Source organism: Paenibacillus sp. Y916 (assembly GCF_056786435.1).
This window is the reverse complement of record NZ_JBXCJA010000001.1, coordinates 623879-649731: the sequence shown is the minus strand read 5'-3', so window position 1 is coordinate 649731 and position 25853 is coordinate 623879. Positions and strand designations below refer to the sequence as shown.

Here is a 25853-nt window from a genome sequence, read left to right as displayed (position 1 = left end):
ATAACTACTTCGCTTCACTAACAATACGATAAGTATCTCGTGCAATAACCAATTCTTCATTCGTTGGAACGACAAGAACCTTCACTTTAGCGTTAGCAGTCGAGATCAACCTTGGTTCACCCGAACGAATCGCATTAAGTGCATCATCAATTTCTACACCAAGATAAGTTAAGTTCTCACATACTTTCTCACGAACGATGACGGAGTTCTCACCAACGCCAGCTGTAAATACGATGACATCGACACCATTCATTGCCGCAGCATAAGAACCAATATATTTACGAAGACGATATTCATACATTTCAAAAGCAAGCGTACAATTGGCATCGCCATTTGCCAAACCATCTGTAATTTCTCTCATATCACTACTAACGCCAGATATTGCCAAGAGTCCACTATGTTTATTAAGCATAGAGTTCACTTCATTCACGGTCAATTCTTCTTTATTCATAACAAACGGTACAATTGCTGGGTCAAGGTCACCACTACGTGTTCCCATCATCAAGCCTTCTAGTGGTGTCATACCCATGGAAGTATCCACAGAACGTCCTCCTAGTACAGCAGTAACGCTACCACCGTTACCAATATGACAAGTAATGATCTTCAAGTCCTCGATAGGTTGTCCAAGGAATTTCGCTGCCGCCTTACTAACATATTCGTGTGAAGTACCATGGAAGCCGTAACGACGTACTTTGTACTTGTTGTACAGAACTCTCGGAATGGCATACAAATAAGCCTTCTCAGGCATTCCTTGATGAAAGGCAGTATCGAACACAACGACCATCGGTACACCAGGCATGTTAGCTTCTGAAGCCGAAATCCCCATCATTGCCGCTGGGTTGTGGAGTGGCGCTAAATCAATTAAACGACGAATCTCTGACTTCGCATTTCCATCAACCATAGCGGAAGCCTTGAACGATTCTCCCCCATGAACAACGCGATGGCCCACAGCTTCTATTTCATTAACTGATTTAATTACGCCGTGCACTGGATCCGTCAATATAGAGAGAACTTTACGAATAGCTGTCGTATGCTCTAGAATCTCCTGGACCTCCGTTACTTCCTGTCCTCCAGTAGGGCTATGTGTCATGATCGATGAATCCATCCCTATCCGTTCTACAAGACCTTTAGCTAGAACAGATTCGTCTGTCATATCGTACAATTGATATTTCAAAGAAGAACTTCCTGCATTAATAACTAGAATTTTCATAACCGGTCACCATCCTTATCGTACTTGAAGAACCCCTCACCTGTTTTAACCCCTAAATTCCCTGCGCGAACCATCTTCTTAAGTATGGTGGAAGGACGATATTTCAATTCTCCGAATTCACGGAACATTCTTTCGAGTGCTGCTAGAACTGAATCAAGACCGAAACGGTCGGCCATTTCAAGCGGACCATTCTGGAATTGGTACCCTATACGCATAGCATCGTCGATATCTTCTGCAGAAGCAACTCCCTCTTGAAGAACATGTAATGCTTCATTAATTAACAAACAGAATAAGCGCGAAGTAACAAATCCAGGAGACTCATATATCATGACACCTTTTTTGCTCACTACTTCTTCTACGAATCTTTTTGTTTCTATGAAAGTAATATCTGACGTCTTCAACCCACGGATGATTTCAACTAGATCTACTTTACCAACCGGATGAATGAAGTGCATCCCGATAACACGTTCAGGATACATCGTGGAACTTGCAAGTTCAGTTAAACTTAGTGTAGACGTGTTACTAGCAAGAATTATATTGTTAGGACACACTTGGTCTAATTGTGAGAATATTTGTTTCTTCGCATTAATATCTTCATAAATCGTCTCAATCACCATATCACAAGAACCCAGTTCAGCGAAATGAACAACTTTATGAATTCTGCTTAAGATCAGCTTCTTCTCTGCTTGGGTGATTCCCCATTTCTCAAGCTGTTTGTCGAGACTTACTTCTATCATATTATAAGAATAATTTAACGTCTCTACATCTTTCTCAACGAGCAATACATCAATGCCTTTTGTAGCTAGCATTTCTGCGATACCTTGCCCCATCGTGCCACCGCCGATGACACCAATTTTTTTGAATAACATTCGGTATGCAACTCCCTTTTTGTCCTTATATTCGGTAATATACCCTTCTTGTCGAAAAATATATTATTCCACTCCAACATCTAATAATATCTTAGCACGGATCAAAAGTAAAAAAAAATAACCAGCATCATGTTTTATGCTGGTAAAAGGGAATATTCACGAAATAGACATCGAAATTGTTCTCCCGTTAGATTTTCCTCAGTTAAAAGAATATCCAGTGACTGATCAAAGATATTACGGTGCTGTTCAAGAGCCTCCCGAGTACGTGTCATTAATTGTTCCAAAATAATGTTATTCTCTTTCATCAACTCTTCTGTAGTCACCATTTGCATGTTAACGATACCTAGTGAAGTTAATCCTGATTTCATCATCGTCTGAACAATATTCAGTGCCTGTTCGAAATCATTGCTCGATCCAGTACTTCTTCCACCGTAATATATTTCTTCTGAAGCAGCTCCACCTAGCGCAATCATAATTTGTTCTTCTAGAAATGCTTTGGTATACAGATACTGCTCCTCTTGAGGATTATGGCGGACATACCCAAGAGCTTGACCTCGTGGACTTAGTGCTACTTGGCTCACACTTCCAGGGCGGACAATTTCAGCCATGATGGCATGTCCTAATTCATGAATGGCCACTCTCTTCTTCTCTTCCTGCGTTGATTCACGATCTGTCTTTTCACCCATCATCACTTTATCAATCGACATTGATAAATGTCGTTGTTCAATTTCGGACTTATTCTCTCTCATCATATAAATGGCAGCTTCGTTCATCATACTTTCAAGCTGGGCACCGGAGAATCCATAGGACTCTTCTGCAATTTTGTCCAGATTGGTGTCAGCGTGAATAGGCTTATTATTTGCATGGATTTCAAGAATATGCTTTCGTCCCTTTTTATCCGGAAGATCCACTTGAATATGTCGGTCGAATCGTCCTGGGCGAAGAAGCGCACTATCTAGCATTTCCTTGCGGTTAGTTGCAGCTATGAGTAATATTCTAGGACTTTCAGAATTATAAATGCCATCCATTTCCGTTAATAACTGATTTAAAGTCTGATCATACTCACGCTGTTGCCCACCTTCACGTTTACCACCGATGACATCAATCTCATCAATAAATATAACTGCACTTTTCTTGTTTTCCTTCATCGCACGTGTTCGCGCGTCACGGAATAAATCACGCACTCTCCCCGCACCAACACCGACATACATCTCAACGAACTCACTGCCTGATGCAGCAACAAATACAGAATCCGTATACTGACTAGCTGCTTTTGCAAGCAATGTCTTTCCTGTACCTGGTGGACCCGTCAGTAATATTCCCTTTAATGGGCGAATACCAAATTTCTGAATTTCTTCATGTCTAATGAGAAAATCAAGAGCTTCCATCAATTCCTCTTTCGGATGATCCTGTCCACCAATTTCATCAAAAGTTAGCTTGCTTGGAACTTTCTTCTTGCGCTCCCGATCTGCTATTGCACCTACTGCTAAGCCACCACGCTTATTCACAAAGGTTAGTATAACTACTATAAACGCTCCGACGAGTAGAATAGGAACAATATTCACACCAATATAAATAAGAAAGATAAGGAGTACCGGAGTAAATCCGATCAATATTTCTTTGCCCCACTTAGGCATTATTCCACACCCCCAATACCCCTGGCTCGCGTGGCAAGATAATAAACTTACTACTCTCTCCATCAGTTAGACTTACATACACATTCTTAGCATCCATTTCGGTTGTTACTTTTACCGTTGTATTGTGTTCCATCTTGTTTAATTTCTCAACAATCTGTGTATATTGTTTATTCTCCATCGCTTCTGCAACAGGGAACATGGCCTGATCCCAGAACTCATCTAATGTATCGTTCGAGTGATCAACTATATCGAGCTTTAATGTCTTTTTTCCAATAATTGATTTCCCTTCCGTCGTAAGTTGTTGAACTAATCCTGATAATTTCGTCCCAGGTATAACATCAAGATTCACAACGATCTCATTATTGGTAATTTTCAATTCGTGCTGATTAACACCTTCATATTCTTTAACTATATTGTGAAGCGGATTCTGCTGAGCTACCTGCCGATAACCGAACCACCCACCAAATAAGAGCGCACCTGAAATGACCACCGATAGTGCAATCGGAATAAATCGTAACTTCATATAACTATCTCCCTTCGCAAGTCATTCTGGGTAGAGTATATCAACTTCGTATATATTCACTACATGAATTAGTATATCATATCGTATACATTTATCTTCTGAAAATATATGGATTTTTTAAATGATGTCACAAAGATTGCGACATTCGCCTCCACCAATCACGCAGTTGCATAAAGCGCAATTAAATTCGAACGAATCCTCCTAAAGCTAAATTTAGTTGTATTCATGGTATCTAGTTACTAGAAAAATCCACTTTTTATCGTTTTCGCCACTTTTAACTGCCATTATTACATCTAATTCTGCTACACCCTACTTTTCCTACTAATTAAGTGTCCTTTTACAGGTATTCCTCGCACTCAGCACTCACCAATCAGCAATCAACCCCATCAGGGCCCATCCGAGCTTACCCGACCTCACACACAAACAAACAACAAAACCAGTTGGGTCATCCTCAAAGGATGACTCAACTGGTTTATTGATGTAGCGTAATTTAACGTGATCTAACGGTTCGGTAATGTAAATTGTTCGCCTATTTGCATACCATCACTGAATCGATAGAAGCGATAATTATAATGGTCTTGTTCTTTGTAGAACAGTTGCCAGGCAGCTGTTCCATTGAAAAGACCTAGTTGCAAATGTTTTTTCTTTATATTCGAAAGTTCCTTTTCGATAAGTGTCATCATTTGGGTTTTGGATAACCCATCCTTCAATAGTTCACTTTGAATCGCTTTCGGGGTATCATTCACTTCGTACTCACTCGTTAATGGGACCCAGACAATCATATTCTGATCGTCCTGATCTTTACCTTCAATGACCCAGACTACATTGTTCCAGACCGATTTGGAGGTACGAGTAACTTGAGTTAATTCACTATGCTCCTTCGCTGCAGCAATAGCCACAGCTTCCTGACTCCATTGATCCTGCATAATGTATATGTAATAGCGATAGAGTCCGAATAGCAACACGATGATGACAGCGACACTTAGCCAAATGATCTTCTTCTTGTCCATATACTTGTTCTTGTTCTTGTTCTTATTCTTCTTCAACCTGAACTTCCTCTCTTCAGGAATAAGGAGTAACTAATACCTTAACGGTTAAGTAAGCCCTCGAAAGCAGATTGCGCTTCATGGTGTATACGCTCTTCGTCTAGAGTAAGACAAGCACCATTCTTCACAACTTGCTTACCATCAACCCATACATGCTCTACATCTTTGGCACTCGCAGAATAGATCGAGTGTGAGATGAAATCCGTGTGGGGTAAGAAATGAGCCTGATCCGTATTTAGTGCAATGAAATCTGCCTTCATACCCGGAGCCAATCTTCCTACCGTATCTAGAAACAATGACTTTGCCCCATAAATAGTACCCATCCGCAGCGCCTCAGCAGCCGGAATAGCTGTTGGATCCCCAGATATCCCTTTGTGAATGAGGGCAGCCAGTCGCATCTCTTCGAACATATCCAGATTGTTATTACTTGCTGGACCATCTGTTCCAAGCGATACAGGTACTCCTGCCTTCAATAGGTCTGTTACACGCGCAATACCACTCGCAAGCTTCAAGTTACTTCCTGGGTTATGTGATACGCCAACTTGATGAGTTGCTAGAATCTCAATCTCTTCGTCATTCAAATGTACACCGTGCGCAACAATCGAAGGACGTGTAAACATGCCGAGTTTCTCCAAATGTTGAACAGGACGTAGACCATAGTCTGCTACGTTCTGTGCTACTTCACTTAGCGTCTCCGACATATGTGTATGCATCGGCAGATCGAGATCATGTGCAGCCTGTACAAACTTCTCGAAGTAATCTGGCGGGCATGTATAAGGAGCATGTGGCGACATCATCGTCGTAATTCTACCCTCTGCTTGTCCGTGCCAAGTTTTTGCAAAAGAGATCGCTTCCTGAAGCTTATGTTGTTGGACTTCCGCAGAACATAATCCAATAACACCTCTAGTTAGGACGCCGCGAATTCCAGATTCCTGAACTACTTTAGCTACCTGATCCATGTGATCATACATATCTAGAAAAGTCGTTGTACCACCCTTAAGCATTTCTAACACAGATAAGGAAGCTCCCCAGTAGACATCTTCAGGGGTGAATTTCTCTTCCATTGGCCACATTTTCTCCTGTAACCATACTTGTAGCGCAAGATCATCGCCATAGCCTCTAAGCAATGACATAGCAGCATGTCCATGTGTGTTGACAAGACCTGGTAAGAACAACAAATGGCTACCATCCACCTCTGGAATATCTTCATCAACTACCGGCTTGTCTTCACCAATATACGTGATCAAATCATCCTCTATGAGCATATACCCCTTCAATACAGGTTGTTCATTGTTCAGAACAGCGAACGTACCATTCTTAATGATCCACTTCTGAATTTTGTTGTTCATTTTCGTCTGAATCTCCCTTTCCATTAACCAAATAATAAGCAAGGCTAAGCATATCCGTAGTGAAATCAGCTGCATGAATACGAACATCCGCCGGGGCCTTTAATATCGTTGGAGCGAAATTCAATATAGCTCCAATTCCTGCTTCAATCAATTTATCGGCAACATCCTGAGCTTCTTGCTCAGGAACGGTAATGATTCCAATGCGAATATTATGCTTCTTAATTGTATCGAAAAGTTCATCCATAGGTTGAACTTCTATTGTATTAATACGCGTTCCAATCTTCGTTGGATATGCATCAAATACGGCGACAATCTTTAAATTCTCTTTCAAGTAAGCATTATAATTGGATAAAGCGTGGCCTAGATTACCGGCACCTACTAGAACAACATTGATCTGTTGATCCAAATTAAGAATATGTCGTATTTTTTCAATTAAATAAGCTACGTCATACCCAATGCCTTTTCTACCAAAATCGCCAAAATAAGCAAGATCCTTACGAATTTGCGCAGGATTCAAGTCTAGCTTTTGACCTAATTCCTGTGAAGAGACTGTAGCTACTTCCCGTCTTTGAAGTTCTGTCAGATAACGCAAATAAATAGGTAATCTGCGTACAACAGCTTCTGAAATTTTATCAGATTTCATATTTGCTCCTCCTAATGAATAGCTAATACATTGATCAAGGACGGTGTCCGTCTTGTAACCATTCCGAAATTCTTGGAACCATTTGATCCGTTGACATATGCTCCATCTTAGGACCAGGTAGTGAATATAGGAAGTACTTCCCATAATAAGATTCAATCACCCGTGTATCATATACAATAACGATTCCTCGGTCACTCGCCGTACGCACTAATCGTCCAAATCCTTGTTTGAAACGAATAACTGCTTGAGGTACTGAAAGCTTCATGAAAGGATTTTTCTTTTGTTGCTGTAAAAGTTCACTCTTCGCCTCTACAAGTGGATGATTAGGAGGCTGAAAAGGAAGTCGAACAATAGCTAAGCAAGTCAGTGCTTCTCCTGGAATATCTACCCCTTCCCAGAAGCTGTTTGTTCCTAGAAGTACCGAGGCACTACTATCCTGGAAACGGCGGATCAACTTACTTCGGCTTCCATTATCCACACCTTGTCCTAGTACCGCAATATCCGTAGAGGAGAGTGCTTTACTTAAAGGCTCATACACTTGCCGAAGCATACGGTATGAAGTGAATAATACTAACATTCGACCTTGTGTAACGATAGCTGTTTCAGCCAGTGATTTAACAAGTGTTTCGACGAAGAGCGCGTCGCCTATACTTCCCTTCACACTTGGGAAATCACGCGGGATAATCAGCAATGCCTGATCACGATAGCGAAAAGGAGACGGCAATTGCACAGTTACCAGTCGATCTTGATCCGAAGCTTCCTGAAGCCCCAAGTTTTCAGTCATATACTGAAAGGATTTGTCGATTGACAACGTAGCTGAAGTTAGAATAATACTTTTCTTTTTATCAAAGAATACTTCCTTTAGCTGCTGACTTACATCTACAGGAACCGCATACATCTGTAGGGATTTACTCCGATAGTGACCGTTAGCCTCCATCCAGTATACATTTCCTGCATCGTTAAGTGATACAAAGAAATGTAAGCCTTCACGCTGGGAAGCTAAATCTTTCACAAGGCCACTGATGTCCGTGAGCAAACTTTCAAAATTAAAATCCTCTAGATTTTCTCTGATTTCATTGATCATTTTATCCGAACTACGAATCACTTCGCCCAGCGTTACATAGATCTGATTCTCTATCTCTTGCAGCACTTCCCAATCCTTCGGTTTCTTCGCAGGCTGCAAACGTAGGACGAACTGCCCCGTATCCCCTGGAGCAGCATCACTTCGTTCAGGAAGCAGAGCAAATAACATATCGCTTAGTCTATCCCAATGTTCCTTCACATCAACTAAATCACTACTCATACGATCAGTCAATAGTGCCCAGTCGGCGGCCTTCTCATCGCTTGAAGATTGTAGCTGTTGTCGTAGAACAGGAAATTGACCGTTTCGGTTATCTTTGTAAAGTCGTGATAACGTGTGGATCACATTGAAATACCTTATATGAAGGCCTAGGTGTTTACCAGCGACTTCTTCTAAATGATGCGCCTCATCTATAACTAAATATTCGTAAGCAGGCAATAGCTGATGTCCTGCCTTTACATCTGAGAATAGCTTCGAATGATTGGTAATCACAACGTCCGCTACACCCGCTTCATGTTTAGCACGATGATAATAGCATTTACGAAACCATGGACAAGCGCGTCCCAAGCAAGAATCCGTGTCACTAGACACCGTCTCCCAGAAGTCCCCACCACGGGCTCCTAGATTCAGTTCCTCATCATCACCTGTCTCAGTCTGCGTTAACCATACCATCATTTGCGCAGCTAAGATCAAATCCTCTTTAGGATTCGTAAAGTCTCTTCTATTTATTTTATGTTCAAATTTTCTCAAACACAAATAATGTTGTCTCCCCTTGAAAATTGCCGCTTTAAATGGGAAAGGAACAACTTGAGTCAATAGTGGTATATCTCGCTCTCGCAACTGCTCCTGGAGGTTGATCGTATGCGTGCTTACCATAACTTTCTGTTCGCGCTTTACACTCTGATAAATAGCAGGTATTAAGTACCCTAGAGATTTCCCTGTTCCTGTTCCCGCTTCAATAAGGAGATGCTTCTCTTGCTCTAGTGCATTCATAACCTCAGTGAACATCATACTTTGAGATTCGCGGGCTTCATACTGTGGCATAATTGAGCGGAGTCGTTCCTCAATCTGCTCAAGATACTGTGGAAATTCAATGTTCTTCAGAGGGTTATCATCTGCATCATCTCGTGGTGTTGATATGTCCGTCCAATCCTCAACTGCCAAAGCCAATTGACGATAAAATGTATGACTTTCCAGATCCTGTGCAGGCTCCTTCTCTTTCTCCCTACATAACGCGTCGAAATACCAGGCTAAATCACTGTCCTCATCTGTAAATAGCTCACTAAGGCGCTGTAAAGTGATTAGTGGAAGACTGACCAATTCATCCAAACATTTCAACAGTACATGTGCAGTAGCCAGTGCGTCACTATCCGCTTGATGGGGCCGGTCATGCTGAATACCGAATTGCAAGGATACAAGCCCTAATTGATAAGTCGTTAATGACGGAAAGCATATTTTCAGAAAATCGATAGTGTCAAGCAGTCTTCCCGCGTATGGCAAATAACCACATCGATCAAGTGAGTTTTGCAAGAAATTGAAATCGAATGCGATATTATGACCTACCAGAACAACGTCATCTAATAAGGGAACTAACTCCATCATCATTTCTTCTAAGGAAGGAGCATTCTCAACGTCACTATTGGATATTCCAGTTAATTTACTAATAAAAGGAGGAATGGGGATACCCGGATTAACGAAAGATCCGTATACGCGGGATATCGATTGATCTTCCTCAATAATGGCAAGTCCCACTTGAATGATCTCATCACCGGGTTGGTTACCCGTAGTTTCAAAATCCAGTACAGCAAATTTCATGTTCTATTATTCCCTTTCAATCCAGTCTCTTTTACAGCATAACAGAAGTTCTCATTTTATTCATTATATGTGGTGCAAAAAAAAGACGACGCCTCGTAGCTCACGCTTTGCAGGCATCGCCTTATTATCGTCTTCCCGTTAGTTCAATGATATGAGTTGACTTCCATATTGGAGTTGGCCACAATTGTCGCTGCACACTCTTAAATTCACGATTGGATCGGCTAGTGTAGGATCATTTTGCAATGCCAATCTGAAGTACTCCTGTGCTTTCACCGTGTCTGAATGTTTAAACTGTATACAACCAATTGCGTTATAGATCATTGCTTTTAGCCTCTTATGTTCAGTTATGGGGAGGATCCATTGGAATTGCTTGAGCGCTTCCGTCGTCTCATCTAAGTGAAGATGCGCCATCGCTATATACGTTCTTGCAAGCAAACTGTCGGGAACATCCGATATAATTACGGAAAATTGCTGTATAGATTGACGATACATCATTAATTGGAAGTAACCTTGGCCTCTCACAAAAGACTCTGTCTCCATTTCAGGTGTAGTACCTAAAGGAAAAATGGGCGGTAACAACGTATATTCCCGAAAGATACCCATCTTGTCTTCAAAGGAAAGCCATTCCTCAATAATCCCATCACTCATCGCTTTAAGCATGTTCCATCTTTGGATCATAAGCTGCTTCTGCGTTTCTTGCGCTGTTGGATAACGCTTGACAATCTCCTCTAACATGTCGTTCATTTCAGCGAATACATGTTGAAACATAATCTGCATCCCACCTTTAACAATCATGATATTAGTGCGATCTAACTGATTAGTTCGTGTTCAACAAAGATGAATTTTTGAACATCCTCTAATATCATTTTTTGTAGATGAGACGCTTTTCATGCGCTGATACCATACATTGCATCTTATGTCGATTAAGCCTTGTTACATAATCGTTCCATGAACTTCTTTATCCATCAACTGAACAGGTTTATTGTTCGCATCGACAAAAACAACAGTAGGTTTGTGAGAACTTAATTCTTCCTGAGACATGATGGCATATGAAATAATAATCACTGTATCTCCTGGAGAAACTAACCGTGCCGCTGCTCCATTTAGACAAATAACGCCACTACCCCGTGAACCAGGAATAACATACGTTTCTAGACGAGCGCCATTATTGTTATTTACAATTTGAACTTTTTCATTCTCAAGTAAATCTGCCGCTTCCATCAAATTCTCATCTATCGTAATACTGCCTACATAATTTAAATTCGCTTCCGTTACTGTTGCTCGATGGATCTTGGACTTCATCATATGTCTAAACAAGAGAACCAGCCTCCTTTGGTATGAACAATATATTATCAATCAATCGGGTTGTACCGAACTTCACAGCTACAGCCATCATCACTTGATCACGAACGTCTGAAATCAATTCGTCATCTTGTAAAGGAATCAATTCAGGAAAAGTCAGCACTTGAACATAATCTATCACAGCCAGCGGAGAGGCAACAATCATCGATGTAAGCTTCTCGCGGATCTGAGAGGTCGTTACGGGCTTCCTACAATCGAACTCCCCCTTCACCTCATGAAGAGAACGAGAAAGCACCAATGCCTGTTTACGCTCCTCTGGACTTAGGTACACATTCCTTGAACTGAGTGCAAGTCCATCTTTCTCGCGGACAATAGGACACGGTACGATTTCCACATCCATGTTCAGATCCCGAACCATTTGCTGAAGTACAGCGATTTGCTGTGCGTCTTTCATCCCGAAAAATGCGAGATCAGGCTGGACAATATTCATCAGTTTACTTACAACTGTCGTCACACCGTCGAAATGTCCTGGACGCGATGCTCCACACAGTAACTCCGTTAGCTCAGATACGATAATCTTCGTCTTCGTTGGTCGAGGATACATTTCATCCACCGTAGGGATAAATACAATATCTACACCTTGGCGTTCCGCCAAAGCTAAATCTCGCTCTTCATTTCGAGGATATGTCTCATAATCTTCCCCAGGTCCAAATTGAATTGGATTCACAAAAATACTTACAACGACCACATCACTCATCTCACGAGCACGGGTCATTAGGCTAGCATGTCCATCATGAAGATAACCCATCGTTGGAACTAATCCAACTCTGCTGTCCCCCATGTGATCCACTTTATATTGCTTAAGCGCTTGTCTTAATTCATTAATACTTCTGATCACTTTCATGACTTATCTCCCTTTGTCGTCCCATTTCCATAAAGGGAATCCAATACATGATCATCCGCCAAGAATACATGCTCGGAAGACGGGAAGGAACGTTCCTTTACTTCTTTCACATAATTCCCTAACCCTTCACGAATTAAAGATCCTATATCTCCATAAGTTTTGACAAATCGTTTATTCATGTAGGGAGATGCATATTGGAAAACATCATGAAACACCAGTACTTGTCCATCACAATAACGGCCCGCTCCAATTCCAATCGTCGGAATGGTTAATTCCTTTGAAATAGCTTCTGCCACTTGTTCCGTTACTAGTTCCAACACGATTCCAAAAGCTCCTGCTGCTTCTAAAGCTTTAGCTTCATCCATCAATCGCTGAGCATCCTTAGCATCTTTACCCTGTATCCGATAGCCACCAATTTGGTTCACTGATTGCGGTGTAAGACCAATATGACCTAAAACAGGCACGCCCGATTTCACAATAGTCTCTACAGTTGAGCATATTTCCAAACCGCCCTCGAGTTTTACAGCTTGGGCATGCCCCTCCTGCATAAGCTTTCTCACACCGCGTAAAGTCTCATCTATACTTCCGTGATATGTCATAAAAGGCATGTCAGCTACGATAAATGTGTTCTCGGCACCTCTAGCAACCGAACGGGTATGATACACCATATCCTCCAAAGTTACAGGGATTGTGGAGTTATATCCCAGTACGACATTCCCAAGTGAATCTCCTACTAGAAGGATGTCTACATTCGCTTCCTCAGCTAACTTAGCCGTAGGATAATCGTATGCAGTAACCATACTTAGAGGAATTCCTTCCTCTTTCATTTTTTTCATTTTCACAATATTTAGCATTGATTTAATTGACATATTCATGCACTCCTTTCATTTTTAAGAGGTTGTTCAAAAAGTCATCTTTTGATCACGAAGTATTCCAAGAGGCCTATTCGACATCGAATATTGAATTCAGCCGGTCTAAGCATATGCTTACGAGGTATGTTTCCTTCGGAAACATTTCAGGTGCTCACGTAGGTACTGCCTACGCTCCGCTCCTCTCTCCCTTGCTTCATCCAATCTTCTCGGTGCTGAAAATCTGACTTTTTGAACTCACATCTAAAGACAACAAAAAAACCTTTTAGTATTTCCACTAAAAAGGTCCGATAGTCAAAAAAGAGTCACTTTCGATCGTCCCTTCTGTCTCGGTCCTTCCGGCTCAGAGCAGAATCCAACGCACTCACAATATTCATTAAGCTTCCAATTGAACTTAAGTATTCAGTACAAGTGCAGTTCGACTTCATTCGATACCGCCTAGAAATTAGTATAACAAAAACAATCTCAAATTTCACTATTTAAGTTTGACATCACCAGAAATAATTGGCATGATCTCACCCATTCCCATATCCACAAGCAATGCGCCACTGGGATCTAGACCAACAGCAACACCTTCACGTATTCCATGATGTGTGTTTACTATAACCTCTTGTTGATTGCTAATCGATAATGCTTCCCACAATAAGGAGATAGGCTTGAAGCCCTCCTGTTGGTATAGCGTATACAGAGTTTCGAATTCTTCCATAACTTCAGCAATCAATCCGATGCGATCCACTGGACTTCCACTCTCTATTTTTAAAGATGTTGCAATATCCCGCAATTCTTCTGGGTATTCTTCTACATCTACATTCACACTTATACCGATCCCAGCAATACAATAACGTACAAGCTCATCCTCAACGACCGATTCCAATAAAATACCACATATTTTGCGTTTATTGAAAAGAATATCATTGGGCCACTTGAGTCCAACATTGATTCCTGTCGTCCTTCTGATTGCTCGACAGACAGCTACGCCTGTAAGAAGAGTAAGTTGAGACGTAAACTTCAAAGACTGTTGTGGACGAAGAATAAGGCTCATGTAGATCCCTTTACCTTTCGGTGAGAACCACTTACGCCCCAATCTACCTTTTCCACCTGTCTGTTCTTCTGCAATGATAAGCGTCCCTTCAGCAGCACCCTGCTCTGCTCTCTTTCGCGCTTCCTCTTGCGTAGAGACCGTCGTTTCTACAATTTCTATATCCGCACCCATCATCTTTGACTTCAATGCGTTCTTTAACGTCAATACATCAAGCAAATCTGGTTTAACTAGAATACGATACCCTTTATTCGATACTGCCTCGAATTCGTACCCTAGGCTTCTTAGCTTATTGATTTGCTTCCATACCGCCGTCCGACTGATCGACAATCTTCTGCTTATTTCTTCGCCTGACATAAATTCGTCAGGATTCTGAAGTAATATACTCAATAAAGATATATCATTCATGATTTGTACTCACCCGTTTCATTTCAACAATTAGACTATCTTTATCGTTCTCGACGATCCCTGCTGCCACAACCAACAATAAATGTTGAAGCATCTCGCTCAGCCACGGACCTGCCTTCCGCTCCAATGCCTGTATGATTTCAACACCACTTACATTCAATTCTTTAAGATGGTGAACTCTCATTTGACTTCTCCACGTTGTAAGCATTTCCAAGACTTGTACAGAAATAATCCGTCTGTGCTCCGGAAGTACCTGTTGCATCATCAACCAGCCATCAGCAGTCGCTACTCCGAATGAAAGGACGAGCCTAATCCATGATAGCCTTCGCGTTTCATCAGAATCCACACCATCCCGTGCTACATATTCTGTCCTTACTTGTTCATCTAACCGAAGCAGTCTGCAAATATCATCCTTCTCCTGGTTGCTAAATGTCCATTTCCTTAAATTTGCCCCTGCTTCGCTAGAAGTGAAATTTCCAGCATAAAGAAGTAGCCCCCATCTAACACTTAATGCCTCTGAACTTAATACATGCAGACCCAAGAGTAACTCTCGATCAAATCTTGAGCATAATATAGGTACTTTAGCGAATTCTAATAAAAGACTGCGACTTAAGAGTTCGAGCCCTCTTAGGGGATTCTCACCACGCATGATCTTTTCCATCTCAACTCGAATTCGTTCCAACGCTATGTATTGTAAATTACTGCGCTTAGATAATAAGCCCTTCCATGTACCCTTTGCGATCGAATATTCGAATACAGATGCAAATCGGACACAACGAACCATCCGCAGAGCATCCTCATCGAAACGTTCGAGTGGATCTCCAACAGCACGGATGATTTCTTTCTGAGTATCTTCTTGACCACCGAATGGATCAATGTATGTACCATCTACAGCCCTTGCGATAGCATTCATCGTGAAGTCACGACGCTTCAAATCCTCATTAATATCTTCCACAAAGGTAACCGCATCAGGACGTCGGTGATTGATATACGTCCCTTCTACCCGATACGTAGTCACTTCAAATGGATAGCCCTTCATCATCACCGTAACTGTACCATGCTGAATACCTGTAGGAATGGTGTGATCGAATAACGCCATCACTTCTTCTGGAGTCGCCGACGTTGTCAGATCCATATCATGAATAGGACGACCCATTAATTCATCCCTCACACAGCCTCCTACCCAATAGGCTTCGAACCCATGTTCCAGTAACAATTGCAGAAGGATTTCACTTTGTTCCGCCATTCCCGTCTCCGCATGATTCCATTTCACCAATGACAACTATCCATACACCTCATTCAAACATTCTGTATTTGGAATCTCCCGTCCCAGAACACGATAATAAATTTCTTCATATTTCTTCGTAATCAATGTATCACAGAAATCTTCCCTTGCACGTTGCAAACATGCCTTTCTGAATCTTTCACCTAAAGCAGCATCAGATAATAGCTGAATCGTAAAGTCAGCCATTTCAGCGACCTCACCAATAGGAGCAAGGAACCCCGTCTCACCATGGATGACGAGTTCAGGAATGCCACCCGCTTCAGAACCTACCGTAGGTACACCACAGGCCATCGCTTCTAATGCCACCAGACCGAAACTTTCCTTGGAAGATGGTAGAAGCAGCACATCCGCAAGTGAAATAACATGTGCAATCTCATCTTGTTTACCGAGGAAATGAACCCTGTCAGTTAACCCCAATTCTTTAATCATACATTGAATTTTGGGCAGATCCGGACCTTCTCCAACTAACAATAGTTTTGATGGAATCACTTCATTGACCTTTGCAAAAATATCAATCACATCTGACACGCGTTTCACTGGGCGAAAATTAGATATATGCATCAATATTTTTTCATCAGGCTGGGCGAAATCTTGTCTTAAAGCAGTTGTGTCACGAGGGTAGTATACCCGTTTATCTACGAAATTGTATGTCAAGTCAATGTCTCGACTAATATCCAAGACATCTCTAGTTTCTCTAATCAAGTCATTCGATACTGCCGTAACTGCATCACTTTCATTTATGGCCAATCGAATAAGATCTTTAAGTGTTTCGTCTTGTGCTAATACAGTAATATCTGTTCCATGTAGTGTTGTTACTACTTTCAATTGATCCCCAACCATCTGCTTAGCTAGAAAAGCACATACCGCATGAGGCACAGCATAATGTACATGAAGGATATCAAGATTTTGTATTTTGGCGACTTGTGCCATCTTAGTAGCTAGCGCTAAATCATAAGGAGGATATTTAAATACATAATAATCACTCACTTCAACTTCATGATAAAAGATATTTTTCTGAAACGTCGTTCCTAATCTAAATGGAACACTGTGAGTAATGAAATGAACCTGATGCCCCTTCTCAGCTAACAACTTTCCTAGCTCAGTTGCAACCACACCCGAACCACCTAGTGATGGATAGCAAGTAATTCCAATTTTCAAAAATTTACCCATTAACGTATTCCCCCTTACCTCTTCGGACTCATAACCCCATACTATGCTTGGCAGGAGACAATTATATAGCATACCAACATTCAGTTGGTTAAGTTAAAAAACGTTCTACCAAGAACGGTGACTTTACAGCGAAACCTTCAGCATACGGAACAAGTCTACGTTGACCCACTAATCGATCACGAGACTTCACGCGTTCGATATATCCTTGAGTAAGAGGAGTATCGATCGCCTCTTCTGTTAACTTTTCAAATTGAGATACATAACATGAAAGTGCCTTCTCCTTCATTTCATAATGATTTGAAATATCTACGATGAGATCCGCTTGTCCTAGATCATTAATGAAATAATAAACCAACTGATCCACATTCACGACCGGTTGGTCAGGCATATAACGTCGAAGCTTTGCATTAAACACGGCCTCTTCAACTAACTTACTACAAGCAACATGATCAGGATGCCTGTCCTCCCAATAAGGTGCAAACACGATTCGCGGCGCAAGTCGCCGAATTTCTGCAGTAATCGCCTCTATATTATTCCGAGTCATAGTTAAACCTCGATCAGGAAGACCCAGATTACTTCGTGAAGACAATTCCAATACTTTACCCGCTTCTTCTGCCTCTTGCTTACGAGTCTCCACAGTACCATTTGAAGACATCTCCGCAAAAGTCAAATCGCATATTCCTACTCGGTAGCCCGCCTCAACATGTTTATATATCGTTCCTGCCATGCCAATCTCTGCATCATCTGCATGCGCACCGAACACGAGAATATCTAGCTGATCCGTCATACATCATCACTAGTTGGCTTATACTTATGTACGAGTTCACGCCATGCAAAGTCACCACGGTCCAGCGCCTTAACAAGGATCTCAGCTGTAGCAATATTCGTTGCAAGAGGTATTCCTTGAACATCACATAAACGCAGAAGCGCATTAATATCTGGTTCATGTGGCTGCGCCATGAGCGGGTCTCTCAAGAAAACGATAAGATCCATTTCATTTTGTGCAACGAGAGCACCAATCTGTTGATCTCCTCCAAGGGGACCCGACATGAATCGGTGAATTTTTAATTTCGTGTTCTCCATAATTCGCAATCCCGTTGTACCCGTAGAATACAATCCATGACCTTCAAATACATGCTCGTAAGCAATAACGAAATTGACCATTTCTTCTTTCTTTCGGTCGTGAGCTATAAATGCAATTTTCATAGTTTCTATCTCCCCTATCTCCCTAGTTAGTCAATGAATTGTTCAAACCCATATACTAGCCCAGTGTACTCCATCACTTTTTGTATTCCTACTTTCACGCCAGGCATATATGCTGCCCGTTCATATGAATCATGACGAATTTTAAGTGATTGACCGAATCCAGCAAGAATCACTTCCTGTTGGGCAAAAATCCCTGGCAATCGAACGCTATGAATTCGAAATCCATTATAATACCCGCCGCGCGCTCCTTCAATCGTCTCTTTTTCCTGCGGATTTCCTTGTCGAAGCTCGTTACGATTCTCTAGAATCATTTCTGCGGTTTTGATCGCCGTTCCTGAAGGTGCATCAAGCTTCTGATCACCGTGATACTCTATAATCTCAAGATGTGGAAAGTATTTACTTGCCTGTGCAGCAAACTTCATCATCAATATAGCACCAATAGAGAAGTTAGGTGCGATTAAACCACCAATTTCCTTTTCTTGACACAGCTTGTCCAGTTCCTTAATCTCTTCTGGTGTAAAACCAGTCGTTCCTATCACTGGTCTCACACCATGTTTAATTGCAATTAATGTATTCATATACGCAGATTCTGGTGTGGTAAAGTCAACCATCACATCTGGCTTTTGCTCGGCAAAAGCAAATTCAATATCAGATGTAACCATAATTCCACTTAAAGGTAATCCAACTAAACTAGCAACATCTAACTCACCAGCAGACCGATCTACCGCGGCTACCAATTCAAGTTCTTGATCTTCCAACACCAACTTAACAACCTCTTTACCCATGCGGCCTCCAGCACCTATAACCGCCACTCTAATTGGAACTGACATGTCTCAGATCTCCCCGCTTCCTCATTATATATTGGATCCATTCATATAATCTTTAAATTTTTTTTTTAATTGTTCCAATAATTTATCCAACCCCTGCTCTGCTGGCAAAAGAAATAACGCTTCCTTTAACGTCGCAATCGCAGTCGCATGTTCATTCAACTCACTATATGCTAACGCTAAACAAACATAAGCTTCACCATATAACGGATCTAATTCGATGGCCTCTTTTAGTGAGGTAACCGCCTTATATAAATCAATTACAGTAAGATTCTGTAGTTGATCTAGTTGTTTCTTTGATTCTTGTACAAGATACATCGCTTTGAGATGTTGTAGGTACAACTGATAAACAACCTTATCCGGAGCTAGATGAAGAGCCCTTTCAGCGTATTCAATTCCCTTAACAAGCCGGTTATTTCTAGCATAGGTAATCGAACACTTATAATAAATCTCAGCATCTAACGGGTTTAAACTAATAGCTTCTTCGAAAAGACGGATCGCTTCTACAAAATCATTCTGTAGAATACAACGGTATGCCTGTTGAATATAGTCTTCCGATTTCATATGCTGTTCTCACCTTCAAATGGGTTTTATACAGCATATGTGCTATATACCTAATCTGTGTCTTTTTTAGTCCAGCGATTCGCATCACGAGTATTAAATTTATGCATGACAGAATCATGCGCTTTGCTCAAATCGATACCTAATGAGTTAGCGAAACACATTGTAATAAAGAGGATATCTCCAAGTTCTAGCTCAATTGAATTATGTTCTTCACTTGGTTTTTTAGGTTTTTCACCAAATTCATGATTCACTTCACGTGCTAATTCGCCAACTTCCTCCGACATCCTCGCTAACATAGATAATGGATTGAAATATCCTTCTTCAAATTGCGAAATATAGCGATCCACTTCGCGTTGCATCTCTGCCAATGATTTCTCCATATTTTACACAACCCCTTTAGATGTTGTTCAAAAAGTCATCTTTTGATCACGAAGTATACCAAGAGGCGTATTCGACATCGAAGATTGAATTCAACCGTAAATACAACATTTTCTTGTTACTTATTTTACTCCAAATGTGCTATTAAAGCTATTTTGTAATGATTTTTTTTAATATTCGTTAAAAAAGGTATACTACTAGTGACATAATAATCTATGTTTTTCCTATTTCTGAATATGTGGGGGATACAAATGAACTTAACGAACATTACTACACGATTTAAAATGGTTGTTCCCATCATTATGGGTACCGCAATTTACGCTTTCGGTCTTCTTTATTTTATCATTCCTAACCAATTAATGGAAGGTGGAGTCACAGGGATTACAATATTGCTTCATTATGCTTTCCAAATTCCACCTTCATTATCTACTTTAATTTTGAATGTCCCTCTTTTTATAATGGGATGGATGATTTTAGGTAAGAAACAAATGCTCTACACGGGGATCGGTATCGTATCTTTGACTTTTTTTCTTTGGTTTTTTGAAAAGCTCATAGAGCGTGGGCTTATTTCTCCTTTTGTGACCCAATATGACTATATACTAGCCTCTCTATACGCAGGAGTCACATTGGGTGGAGGGCTTGGAATTGTATTCCGTTTCGGAGGAACTACTGGGGGATCTGACATCATCGCAAGGATCTGTAGTCGTAAATTTGGGTGGAGCATGGGACAAGTCATCTTGGCGCTGGATGTCATCATCATTGGAGCTTCTTTATTCTTCATTCCTATTGAGAAAATTTTATACACTTTCGTTGCCGTTTATATTGCATCTAGAGTGATCGACTTTATCCAAGAAGGGGCATACGCCGCAAAAGCCTTCACAATTATTAGTGATCATGCTCCTGAGATCGCCGATCTCATTACGAAGGAAATGGATCGAGGGGTAACACTAATTCCTGCAATCGGTGCCTACTCTAAGCAAGCCAAATACATGGTCTATTGTGTCGTTTCTAGACAAGAGATTCGACGTCTCAGCCTGATTATTAAGTCCATTGATCCCCGAGCTTTCATCATTATTAATGATGTTCATGACGTTCATGGTGAAGGGTTCCGCGAAGATCATAAGTGAAGTCTACTACCATAACTTATGCACCCCTTGGTATTTGCGATAACCTACATAGATAAGTGTAGACAATATAAATAATCCACCTATCCAGATTCCATTCTGATAGGAATGAAGGTCGAATTGCGCTGAGAAAGCAGGTTCGTCCTTTTTCTTACCAAATAACGTATTAACCAATTCTTCCCCTTGAATAACTGCACTTCGAATAGAATCTGCTTTAGACGTCTCTGATGCTGTCATACCACCTACAAAAGATATCCAGGAATCCATCATGCTGACCTCAAATGGTTTCTTCTGTATCACAACGGCTGGTCGAATTAACTCATAATGGGCTTGCAGACTGTCGTAGGCCTTTTTCAAACCTTGTTTATTATTCTCATTCAATCGGTTCTGCATCATACTTAAATCTTCACGCATAACTTTATAATATTGGTACCATAAAGGTTGTTCTTTATTACTTAGACTATCTGCTGCTAAACGTAGTTTCGCTGCAGATTTCAACCATTCTTCTGCTTGAATGGATGATTGAGTCGTTGCCATCTTCATTTCTACAATGCACTCTACAAGAGCTTGAATACCTTCAACTTCCGTCAGACCTTCGAACGAAGAGGACGTAAATATTTGTTCAACTCTCTCTGTTGCGAGACGAATCTCCGCCAAATTCCCATCCACAACATTACGGTATAACCTCTCTACAGCTATATTTAATTGCGTTGCTTGATCGATAGGTGCTGATGATGATCCTTCCGACCAGACCACACCTGGATTTGTAATAAACATAAATATAACGCTAACCATCAACCAAAGTATTGGGTGAGATCGTGTAATACGTAACATGGACATCCCTCCTACCGTAAATGTATGGTCAGAGGGATGCATATAGAACAAGATTCTATTGTTTGATAGCAGGGGTACGAAGCCTAGCATACCTCAATGTAATCCATGCTATTGCAACACTGATGATAGTCAGTCCTATCGTGAAGTTCTCTACAGCCTTTAAGTTGTCATGTAACACACCTGGGAGATAAGGATACACACCATATGTATAATCTATGAAATCATTCGATAGAGTCCATGCAGCAGCACCAATTAACAACCTAGAATTGAATCCAAATAAGCGAACATACACTAATGCCTCAATCACCATAGCCGAATGGGACACAACGAGCATCCAATCCTGCCATTGCAAAATATCCCCTTGATATTGGCCCGCAAATATCATACTACAAGCCCATATCCCATACTTCACCGATGTAACTACTGCCAATGCCTCAATGATATGACGAATGGTTTGACCCCATCCCGTTCGAGGCGGCATCAATAAACATCCAATAGCAACCGTAAAGAATAAGCTTGCCGTAGGACTATCTGGGACAAAAACAATTAACCATGACGCATAATGTGCTAATGTGTCTTCCATTTGGCCCCCGTACCATATATATCCATATACTGTTCCGACGAGATTACATAGAAATAGAAGCCACAGAAAACTTCGTTTACTCAGAAATGATGTGCTCCAAAAATAAGAAATAGACAATATTGCTCCTCCTTAGGTGATAAGAAAAAAACCTGATCTTTTTAAAGAATCAGGTTTTCATTTGATTTTACTATTCTGATTTCTGTTTCGCAAGCCAAGCTGCCAATTCATTAACGTCTTGATCCGTTAAACCTGCTGCAATAGCCTGGTCATACATTGGAGACATACGTCCTTGACCTTCTTTGATAACTGATAGAATCGCTGCCTCATCATAATTATCACCAATGCCACGCAATGATGGACCAGCATTCCCTTTCAGGTCCGCTGCATGGCAAGAAATACAACCTGCCAATTTGTAAGTTTCCATCGCTTGATCTTCTTTATCAACAATAGCAATTTCTTTGGTTACAACGGCATTGGAAGTAGGAAGACCCTTTGCACGCTTCGCTTCCGCATCTAGAACACGTTGATGAGTCTCAGGTATCTGATTTGTAGCTTCTAGTTCATTTATATAATGCGTCCAAGCTGAGTTTGTTAGAAACACGATCGCCGCTATCGAAAGTAACATAAGCGATGATGTGATAGGTCTGCGATAGAACCGGCGCTCTTTACCTGTATCTAGGAAAGGCGCTAGCAATAATGCCATAAAGGCTACTCCCGTAACACCAACGACTCCAAGAGCAACATAATCACCAGAGGCGTAAGGCAGTTTCAAATATTCATATAAGAATAAGAAATACCAATCCGGCATTGGAATAATCGTTGCACTTGGATTTGCTGGAAAACCAAGTGGAGCAGGTTCTGCAATCGTTAATACTAAGAATCCGACAAGAACGACAACCCCAACCATCCATTCTTTTAACAGAAAGTTAGGAATAAACGCTTCCGATTTACCAGGATAAGCTGTGTAATCCGGTGGCACAACAAAGCCTTTCCCCTTCTTGACACGAGAATCACCAACAAAAACTACCTTTTCTTTCGAATCTTTTCCGTGCGCCATCAATATACCTCCCTTCTATTATAGTGGACCGGAAATTCCCTGTCTGCGGATCATAATGAAATGTCCAACCAACAGAGTTAACAATACGGCCGGGAGGAAAAATACGTGTAATGCAAAGAATCGAGTTAACGTCTGAGCACCAACGATCGTACCACCTTGCATCAATTCTTTCAGAACAGGCCCTAGATATGGAACAGAGTTTGCGATTTCCATCGTTACTCTCGTTGCAAAGTAGGCCTTGTTATCCCAAGGAAGTAAGTAACCTGTTAGTCCTAGACCCAACATAACGAAAAAGATGAGCATACCTACGACCCAGTTCATTTCACGCGGGGCTTTATACGAGCCCGTAAAGAATACACGCATTGTATGTAGAAACATCATGACAATAACTAAACTCGCTCCCCAGTGATGCATTCCTCGCACAATTTGACCAAATGCAACCTGTGTCTGCAAATACTCAACACTGTTATAAGCATTCATAATATCGGGTACATAATACATCGTCAGGAACATACCTGACAAAATTTGAATGACGGTAATAAAGAATGTCAATCCACCGAAGCAATAAACAAATGCAGAAAAGTGATGCGCCGGGTTAACATGTTCCGGAACTTCATGGTCTGCAACGTCTCTCCATATCGGCGTGATATCAAGACGTTCGTCAATCCAGTTATAGATATTCTTAAACATCCGAAATATTCGCCTCCTATTTCACTTCCGTATTTGGTTCAGTACTTCCTAAATATACCCATCCATTGTCAATCGATATTTTGTAAGTATCGAGTGGTTTTGGCGATACTGATAGGTTCTTGCCGACTTTCGTATAACGAGCTCCGTGGCAAGGGCAGTGATACTCGTCTGGATATGATTTGTTATTATTCCATCCCACAATACATCCCAAATGCTTACAGATGGGAGATAAAGCATAAATCTTACCGGATTCATCCTTACGAATCCATGCAACTAAGTTAGCCGTACTTGGATACCAGCCATCTTGTTGTTTGAGTTCAAATTTAAACTCTTGTGGTTCATTAGTAATTTTACTAACTTCAACAACTTTAATGAAATCTTCATCTGTCTTCTTCTGCAGAATTGGATCTACCGCAAATCGTACCATTGGCAATATTGCACCAGCAGCCATATAGGCTGTCGCGCCTCCCAATGTATACGTTAGAAATTGTCGACGAGACATCTCCTTGTTACTATTTGGTAGGTATTCCTTTTCTTGATGATCATTTTGGTTGTTCTCCATGTCTTCAACCCCCTTTTCAACCCGTTCATTAAGTAATTCAATGATATTTATCACACCAATTACCAAGACAACTTAATAATATATTAGCCTCTTAAGACCGTCAACAATTCATGCTCATTTTCATGTCAACAAAAAAAATTCTTAACTGCAAAATGTCGTAATTCTGTCACATTTAGCTTAAGCAGTTCCTTTTCCAGAGGTTTTCTACTTTTTCTTGTATGATAGATGATAGCGACAAATGTTGATCCACTAGTAATTCTTCTAATTTCGGCTGTGATAATATTAAGTCAGAATGAGTACATTGGGGTGACTCTAAATAGGTATCTGCTGTCATAACAATAACATATTTAAACCCACTTTTCTTAACTTTGTGACAAATATCATTTAATAGTTCACAATTTGCTTGTCCTCCATAATGAAATGCAGGGTATGTGACCATCCTCCCATTGTAACGAGATTCAACTAAATCCATCAAATCACGTAATCTTTCCAATGCCGCCGTAGCTTCGATAGGAGATTCCACACCCGTCAGACCTGTAAAAGGAATCAGACAAGTATCTAAGTAAGGTTGCAGTTCTAACCATGACTCAGGAGATATTTCGCTGAACTTCATAATACTCATCCCTTCTATAATGATATATGAACTTAAATCTAACCTAAAAAAGAAGAAATGCAAAGATGCATTTCTTCATTTCAAAGTCCTTAGCACTTCGGTAAGTTCTGTAAAAGCCACCTTATCTCCGTTGGCCAACGCTATATCAATTTTCTTGTAGACCTCTTCGCTACGATATATACGGACAGCTTCATCTAGGACCATCTCAGCTGCTAACCCCAACATCACTTCGTTAGTAACTTTCAACTTATCCAATTGAATGCAC

General features: G+C 41.0%; 28 protein-coding genes. 1 reads left to right on the top strand and 27 read right to left on the bottom strand.

The window, feature by feature from the left end; translation table 11 throughout:
* Window positions 1-4 precede the first annotated feature (4 nt).
* From AC1TO9_RS03135 to AC1TO9_RS03040, 20 genes are all read right to left on the bottom strand, one after another.
* A complete protein-coding gene (locus AC1TO9_RS03135) occupies window positions 5-1210 on the bottom strand; it encodes an acetate/propionate family kinase (protein ID WP_482055086.1) in 1206 nt (401 codons plus the stop codon).
* Window positions 1207-2079 carry a 3-hydroxyacyl-CoA dehydrogenase family protein gene (locus AC1TO9_RS03130; RefSeq protein WP_482055085.1) on the bottom strand — a complete coding sequence of 291 codons (873 nt, stop codon included), beginning with the start codon at window positions 2077-2079 and terminating at the stop codon, window positions 1207-1209. Before AC1TO9_RS03130 ends, AC1TO9_RS03135 begins: the two co-directional genes overlap by 4 nt.
* A 134-nt stretch (window positions 2080-2213) precedes the next feature.
* On the bottom strand, window positions 2214-3716 hold the full coding sequence (locus tag AC1TO9_RS03125) for an AAA family ATPase (RefSeq protein ID WP_482058295.1): 1503 nt from the start codon (window positions 3714-3716) through the stop codon (window positions 2214-2216).
* On the bottom strand, window positions 3709-4239 hold the full coding sequence (locus AC1TO9_RS03120) for a hypothetical protein (RefSeq protein ID WP_482055083.1): 531 nt from the start codon (window positions 4237-4239) through the stop codon (window positions 3709-3711). Before AC1TO9_RS03120 ends, AC1TO9_RS03125 begins: the two co-directional genes overlap by 8 nt.
* Window positions 4240-4739: 500 nt before the next feature.
* Window positions 4740-5285 carry a cell wall elongation regulator TseB-like domain-containing protein gene (locus tag AC1TO9_RS03115; protein WP_482058294.1) on the bottom strand — a complete coding sequence of 182 codons (546 nt, stop codon included), beginning with the start codon at window positions 5283-5285 and terminating at the stop codon, window positions 4740-4742.
* A gap of 41 nt (window positions 5286-5326) precedes the next feature.
* Complete coding sequence (locus AC1TO9_RS03110; protein WP_482058293.1) at window positions 5327-6634, bottom strand: amidohydrolase; 1308 nt, start codon at window positions 6632-6634, stop codon at window positions 5327-5329.
* Window positions 6603-7277, bottom strand: coding sequence for a redox-sensing transcriptional repressor Rex (locus AC1TO9_RS03105; RefSeq protein WP_482055080.1), 675 nt, complete (start codon window positions 7275-7277; stop codon window positions 6603-6605). Before AC1TO9_RS03105 ends, AC1TO9_RS03110 begins: the two co-directional genes overlap by 32 nt.
* A gap of 34 nt (window positions 7278-7311) precedes the next feature.
* Complete coding sequence (gene dinG, locus AC1TO9_RS03100; RefSeq protein ID WP_482055079.1) at window positions 7312-10173, bottom strand: ATP-dependent DNA helicase DinG; 2862 nt, start codon at window positions 10171-10173, stop codon at window positions 7312-7314.
* 138 nt (window positions 10174-10311) lie between these two features.
* Window positions 10312-10941: a tetratricopeptide repeat protein gene (locus AC1TO9_RS03095; protein WP_482055078.1), complete on the bottom strand. Its 630-nt coding sequence runs from the start codon at window positions 10939-10941 to the stop codon at window positions 10312-10314.
* A gap of 165 nt (window positions 10942-11106) precedes the next feature.
* Window positions 11107-11490 (bottom strand): aspartate 1-decarboxylase, encoded by a 384-nt coding sequence (gene panD, locus AC1TO9_RS03090; RefSeq protein ID WP_482058292.1) that lies wholly within the window; start codon window positions 11488-11490, stop codon window positions 11107-11109.
* Complete coding sequence (gene panC, locus AC1TO9_RS03085; protein ID WP_482058291.1) at window positions 11483-12379, bottom strand: pantoate--beta-alanine ligase; 897 nt, start codon at window positions 12377-12379, stop codon at window positions 11483-11485. Before panC ends, panD begins: the two co-directional genes overlap by 8 nt.
* Window positions 12376-13248 (bottom strand): 3-methyl-2-oxobutanoate hydroxymethyltransferase, encoded by an 873-nt coding sequence (gene panB, locus AC1TO9_RS03080; protein ID WP_482058290.1) that lies wholly within the window; start codon window positions 13246-13248, stop codon window positions 12376-12378. Before panB ends, panC begins: the two co-directional genes overlap by 4 nt.
* A 475-nt stretch (window positions 13249-13723) precedes the next feature.
* Window positions 13724-14698, bottom strand: a complete 975-nt coding sequence (locus tag AC1TO9_RS03075) for a biotin--[acetyl-CoA-carboxylase] ligase (protein ID WP_482058404.1) — start codon at window positions 14696-14698, stop codon at window positions 13724-13726.
* Window positions 14688-15968, bottom strand: coding sequence for a CCA tRNA nucleotidyltransferase (locus tag AC1TO9_RS03070; protein WP_482058403.1), 1281 nt, complete (start codon window positions 15966-15968; stop codon window positions 14688-14690). Before AC1TO9_RS03070 ends, AC1TO9_RS03075 begins: the two co-directional genes overlap by 11 nt.
* A 9-nt stretch (window positions 15969-15977) precedes the next feature.
* Window positions 15978-17150 carry an N-acetyl-alpha-D-glucosaminyl L-malate synthase BshA gene (gene bshA / locus AC1TO9_RS03065; RefSeq protein ID WP_482055074.1) on the bottom strand — a complete coding sequence of 391 codons (1173 nt, stop codon included), beginning with the start codon at window positions 17148-17150 and terminating at the stop codon, window positions 15978-15980.
* 88 nt (window positions 17151-17238) lie between these two features.
* Complete coding sequence (bshB1, locus tag AC1TO9_RS03060) at window positions 17239-17937, bottom strand: bacillithiol biosynthesis deacetylase BshB1 (protein WP_482058289.1); 699 nt, start codon at window positions 17935-17937, stop codon at window positions 17239-17241.
* Window positions 17934-18356 (bottom strand): methylglyoxal synthase, encoded by a 423-nt coding sequence (mgsA, locus tag AC1TO9_RS03055; RefSeq protein ID WP_482055072.1) that lies wholly within the window; start codon window positions 18354-18356, stop codon window positions 17934-17936. The genes bshB1 and mgsA overlap by 4 nt, the downstream gene beginning before the upstream one ends.
* Window positions 18357-18382: 26 nt before the next feature.
* Window positions 18383-19186, bottom strand: a complete 804-nt coding sequence (gene dapB, locus AC1TO9_RS03050) for a 4-hydroxy-tetrahydrodipicolinate reductase (RefSeq protein ID WP_482055071.1) — start codon at window positions 19184-19186, stop codon at window positions 18383-18385.
* A 24-nt stretch (window positions 19187-19210) separates the two neighbouring features.
* Window positions 19211-19747 carry a tetratricopeptide repeat protein gene (locus AC1TO9_RS03045; RefSeq protein ID WP_482055070.1) on the bottom strand — a complete coding sequence of 179 codons (537 nt, stop codon included), beginning with the start codon at window positions 19745-19747 and terminating at the stop codon, window positions 19211-19213.
* A gap of 50 nt (window positions 19748-19797) precedes the next feature.
* Window positions 19798-20127, bottom strand: coding sequence for a nucleotide pyrophosphohydrolase (locus tag AC1TO9_RS03040; protein WP_482055069.1), 330 nt, complete (start codon window positions 20125-20127; stop codon window positions 19798-19800).
* A gap of 249 nt (window positions 20128-20376) precedes the next feature.
* On the opposite strand from AC1TO9_RS03040, the gene AC1TO9_RS03035 reads away from it, so the two are divergent.
* A complete protein-coding gene (locus tag AC1TO9_RS03035) occupies window positions 20377-21252 on the top strand; it encodes a YitT family protein (RefSeq protein ID WP_482055068.1) in 876 nt (291 codons plus the stop codon).
* Window positions 21253-21258: 6 nt separating this feature from the next.
* Here the strand turns inward: AC1TO9_RS03035 and AC1TO9_RS03030 are convergent, their stop codons facing one another.
* From AC1TO9_RS03030 to AC1TO9_RS03000, 7 genes are all read right to left on the bottom strand, one after another.
* Window positions 21259-22083 (bottom strand): sporulation protein YpjB, encoded by an 825-nt coding sequence (locus AC1TO9_RS03030; protein WP_482055067.1) that lies wholly within the window; start codon window positions 22081-22083, stop codon window positions 21259-21261.
* A 55-nt stretch (window positions 22084-22138) separates the two neighbouring features.
* Window positions 22139-22783: a DUF1405 domain-containing protein gene (locus AC1TO9_RS03025; RefSeq protein ID WP_482055066.1), complete on the bottom strand. Its 645-nt coding sequence runs from the start codon at window positions 22781-22783 to the stop codon at window positions 22139-22141.
* A 70-nt stretch (window positions 22784-22853) separates the two neighbouring features.
* Window positions 22854-23723, bottom strand: a complete 870-nt coding sequence (locus tag AC1TO9_RS03020; protein WP_482055065.1) for a c-type cytochrome — start codon at window positions 23721-23723, stop codon at window positions 22854-22856.
* An 18-nt stretch (window positions 23724-23741) separates the two neighbouring features.
* Window positions 23742-24413, bottom strand: coding sequence for a menaquinol-cytochrome c reductase cytochrome b subunit (gene qcrB, locus AC1TO9_RS03015; RefSeq protein ID WP_438351245.1), 672 nt, complete (start codon window positions 24411-24413; stop codon window positions 23742-23744).
* A gap of 16 nt (window positions 24414-24429) precedes the next feature.
* Window positions 24430-24975, bottom strand: a complete 546-nt coding sequence (locus tag AC1TO9_RS03010) for a QcrA and Rieske domain-containing protein (RefSeq protein WP_482055064.1) — start codon at window positions 24973-24975, stop codon at window positions 24430-24432.
* A gap of 172 nt (window positions 24976-25147) precedes the next feature.
* Window positions 25148-25588: a DUF2487 family protein gene (locus AC1TO9_RS03005; RefSeq protein ID WP_482058288.1), complete on the bottom strand. Its 441-nt coding sequence runs from the start codon at window positions 25586-25588 to the stop codon at window positions 25148-25150.
* A gap of 75 nt (window positions 25589-25663) precedes the next feature.
* Entirely contained in the window at window positions 25664-25843 is a 180-nt protein-coding gene (locus tag AC1TO9_RS03000; RefSeq protein ID WP_482055062.1) for an IDEAL domain-containing protein, read from the bottom strand.
* Between the last annotated feature and the right edge of the window lie 10 nt (window positions 25844-25853).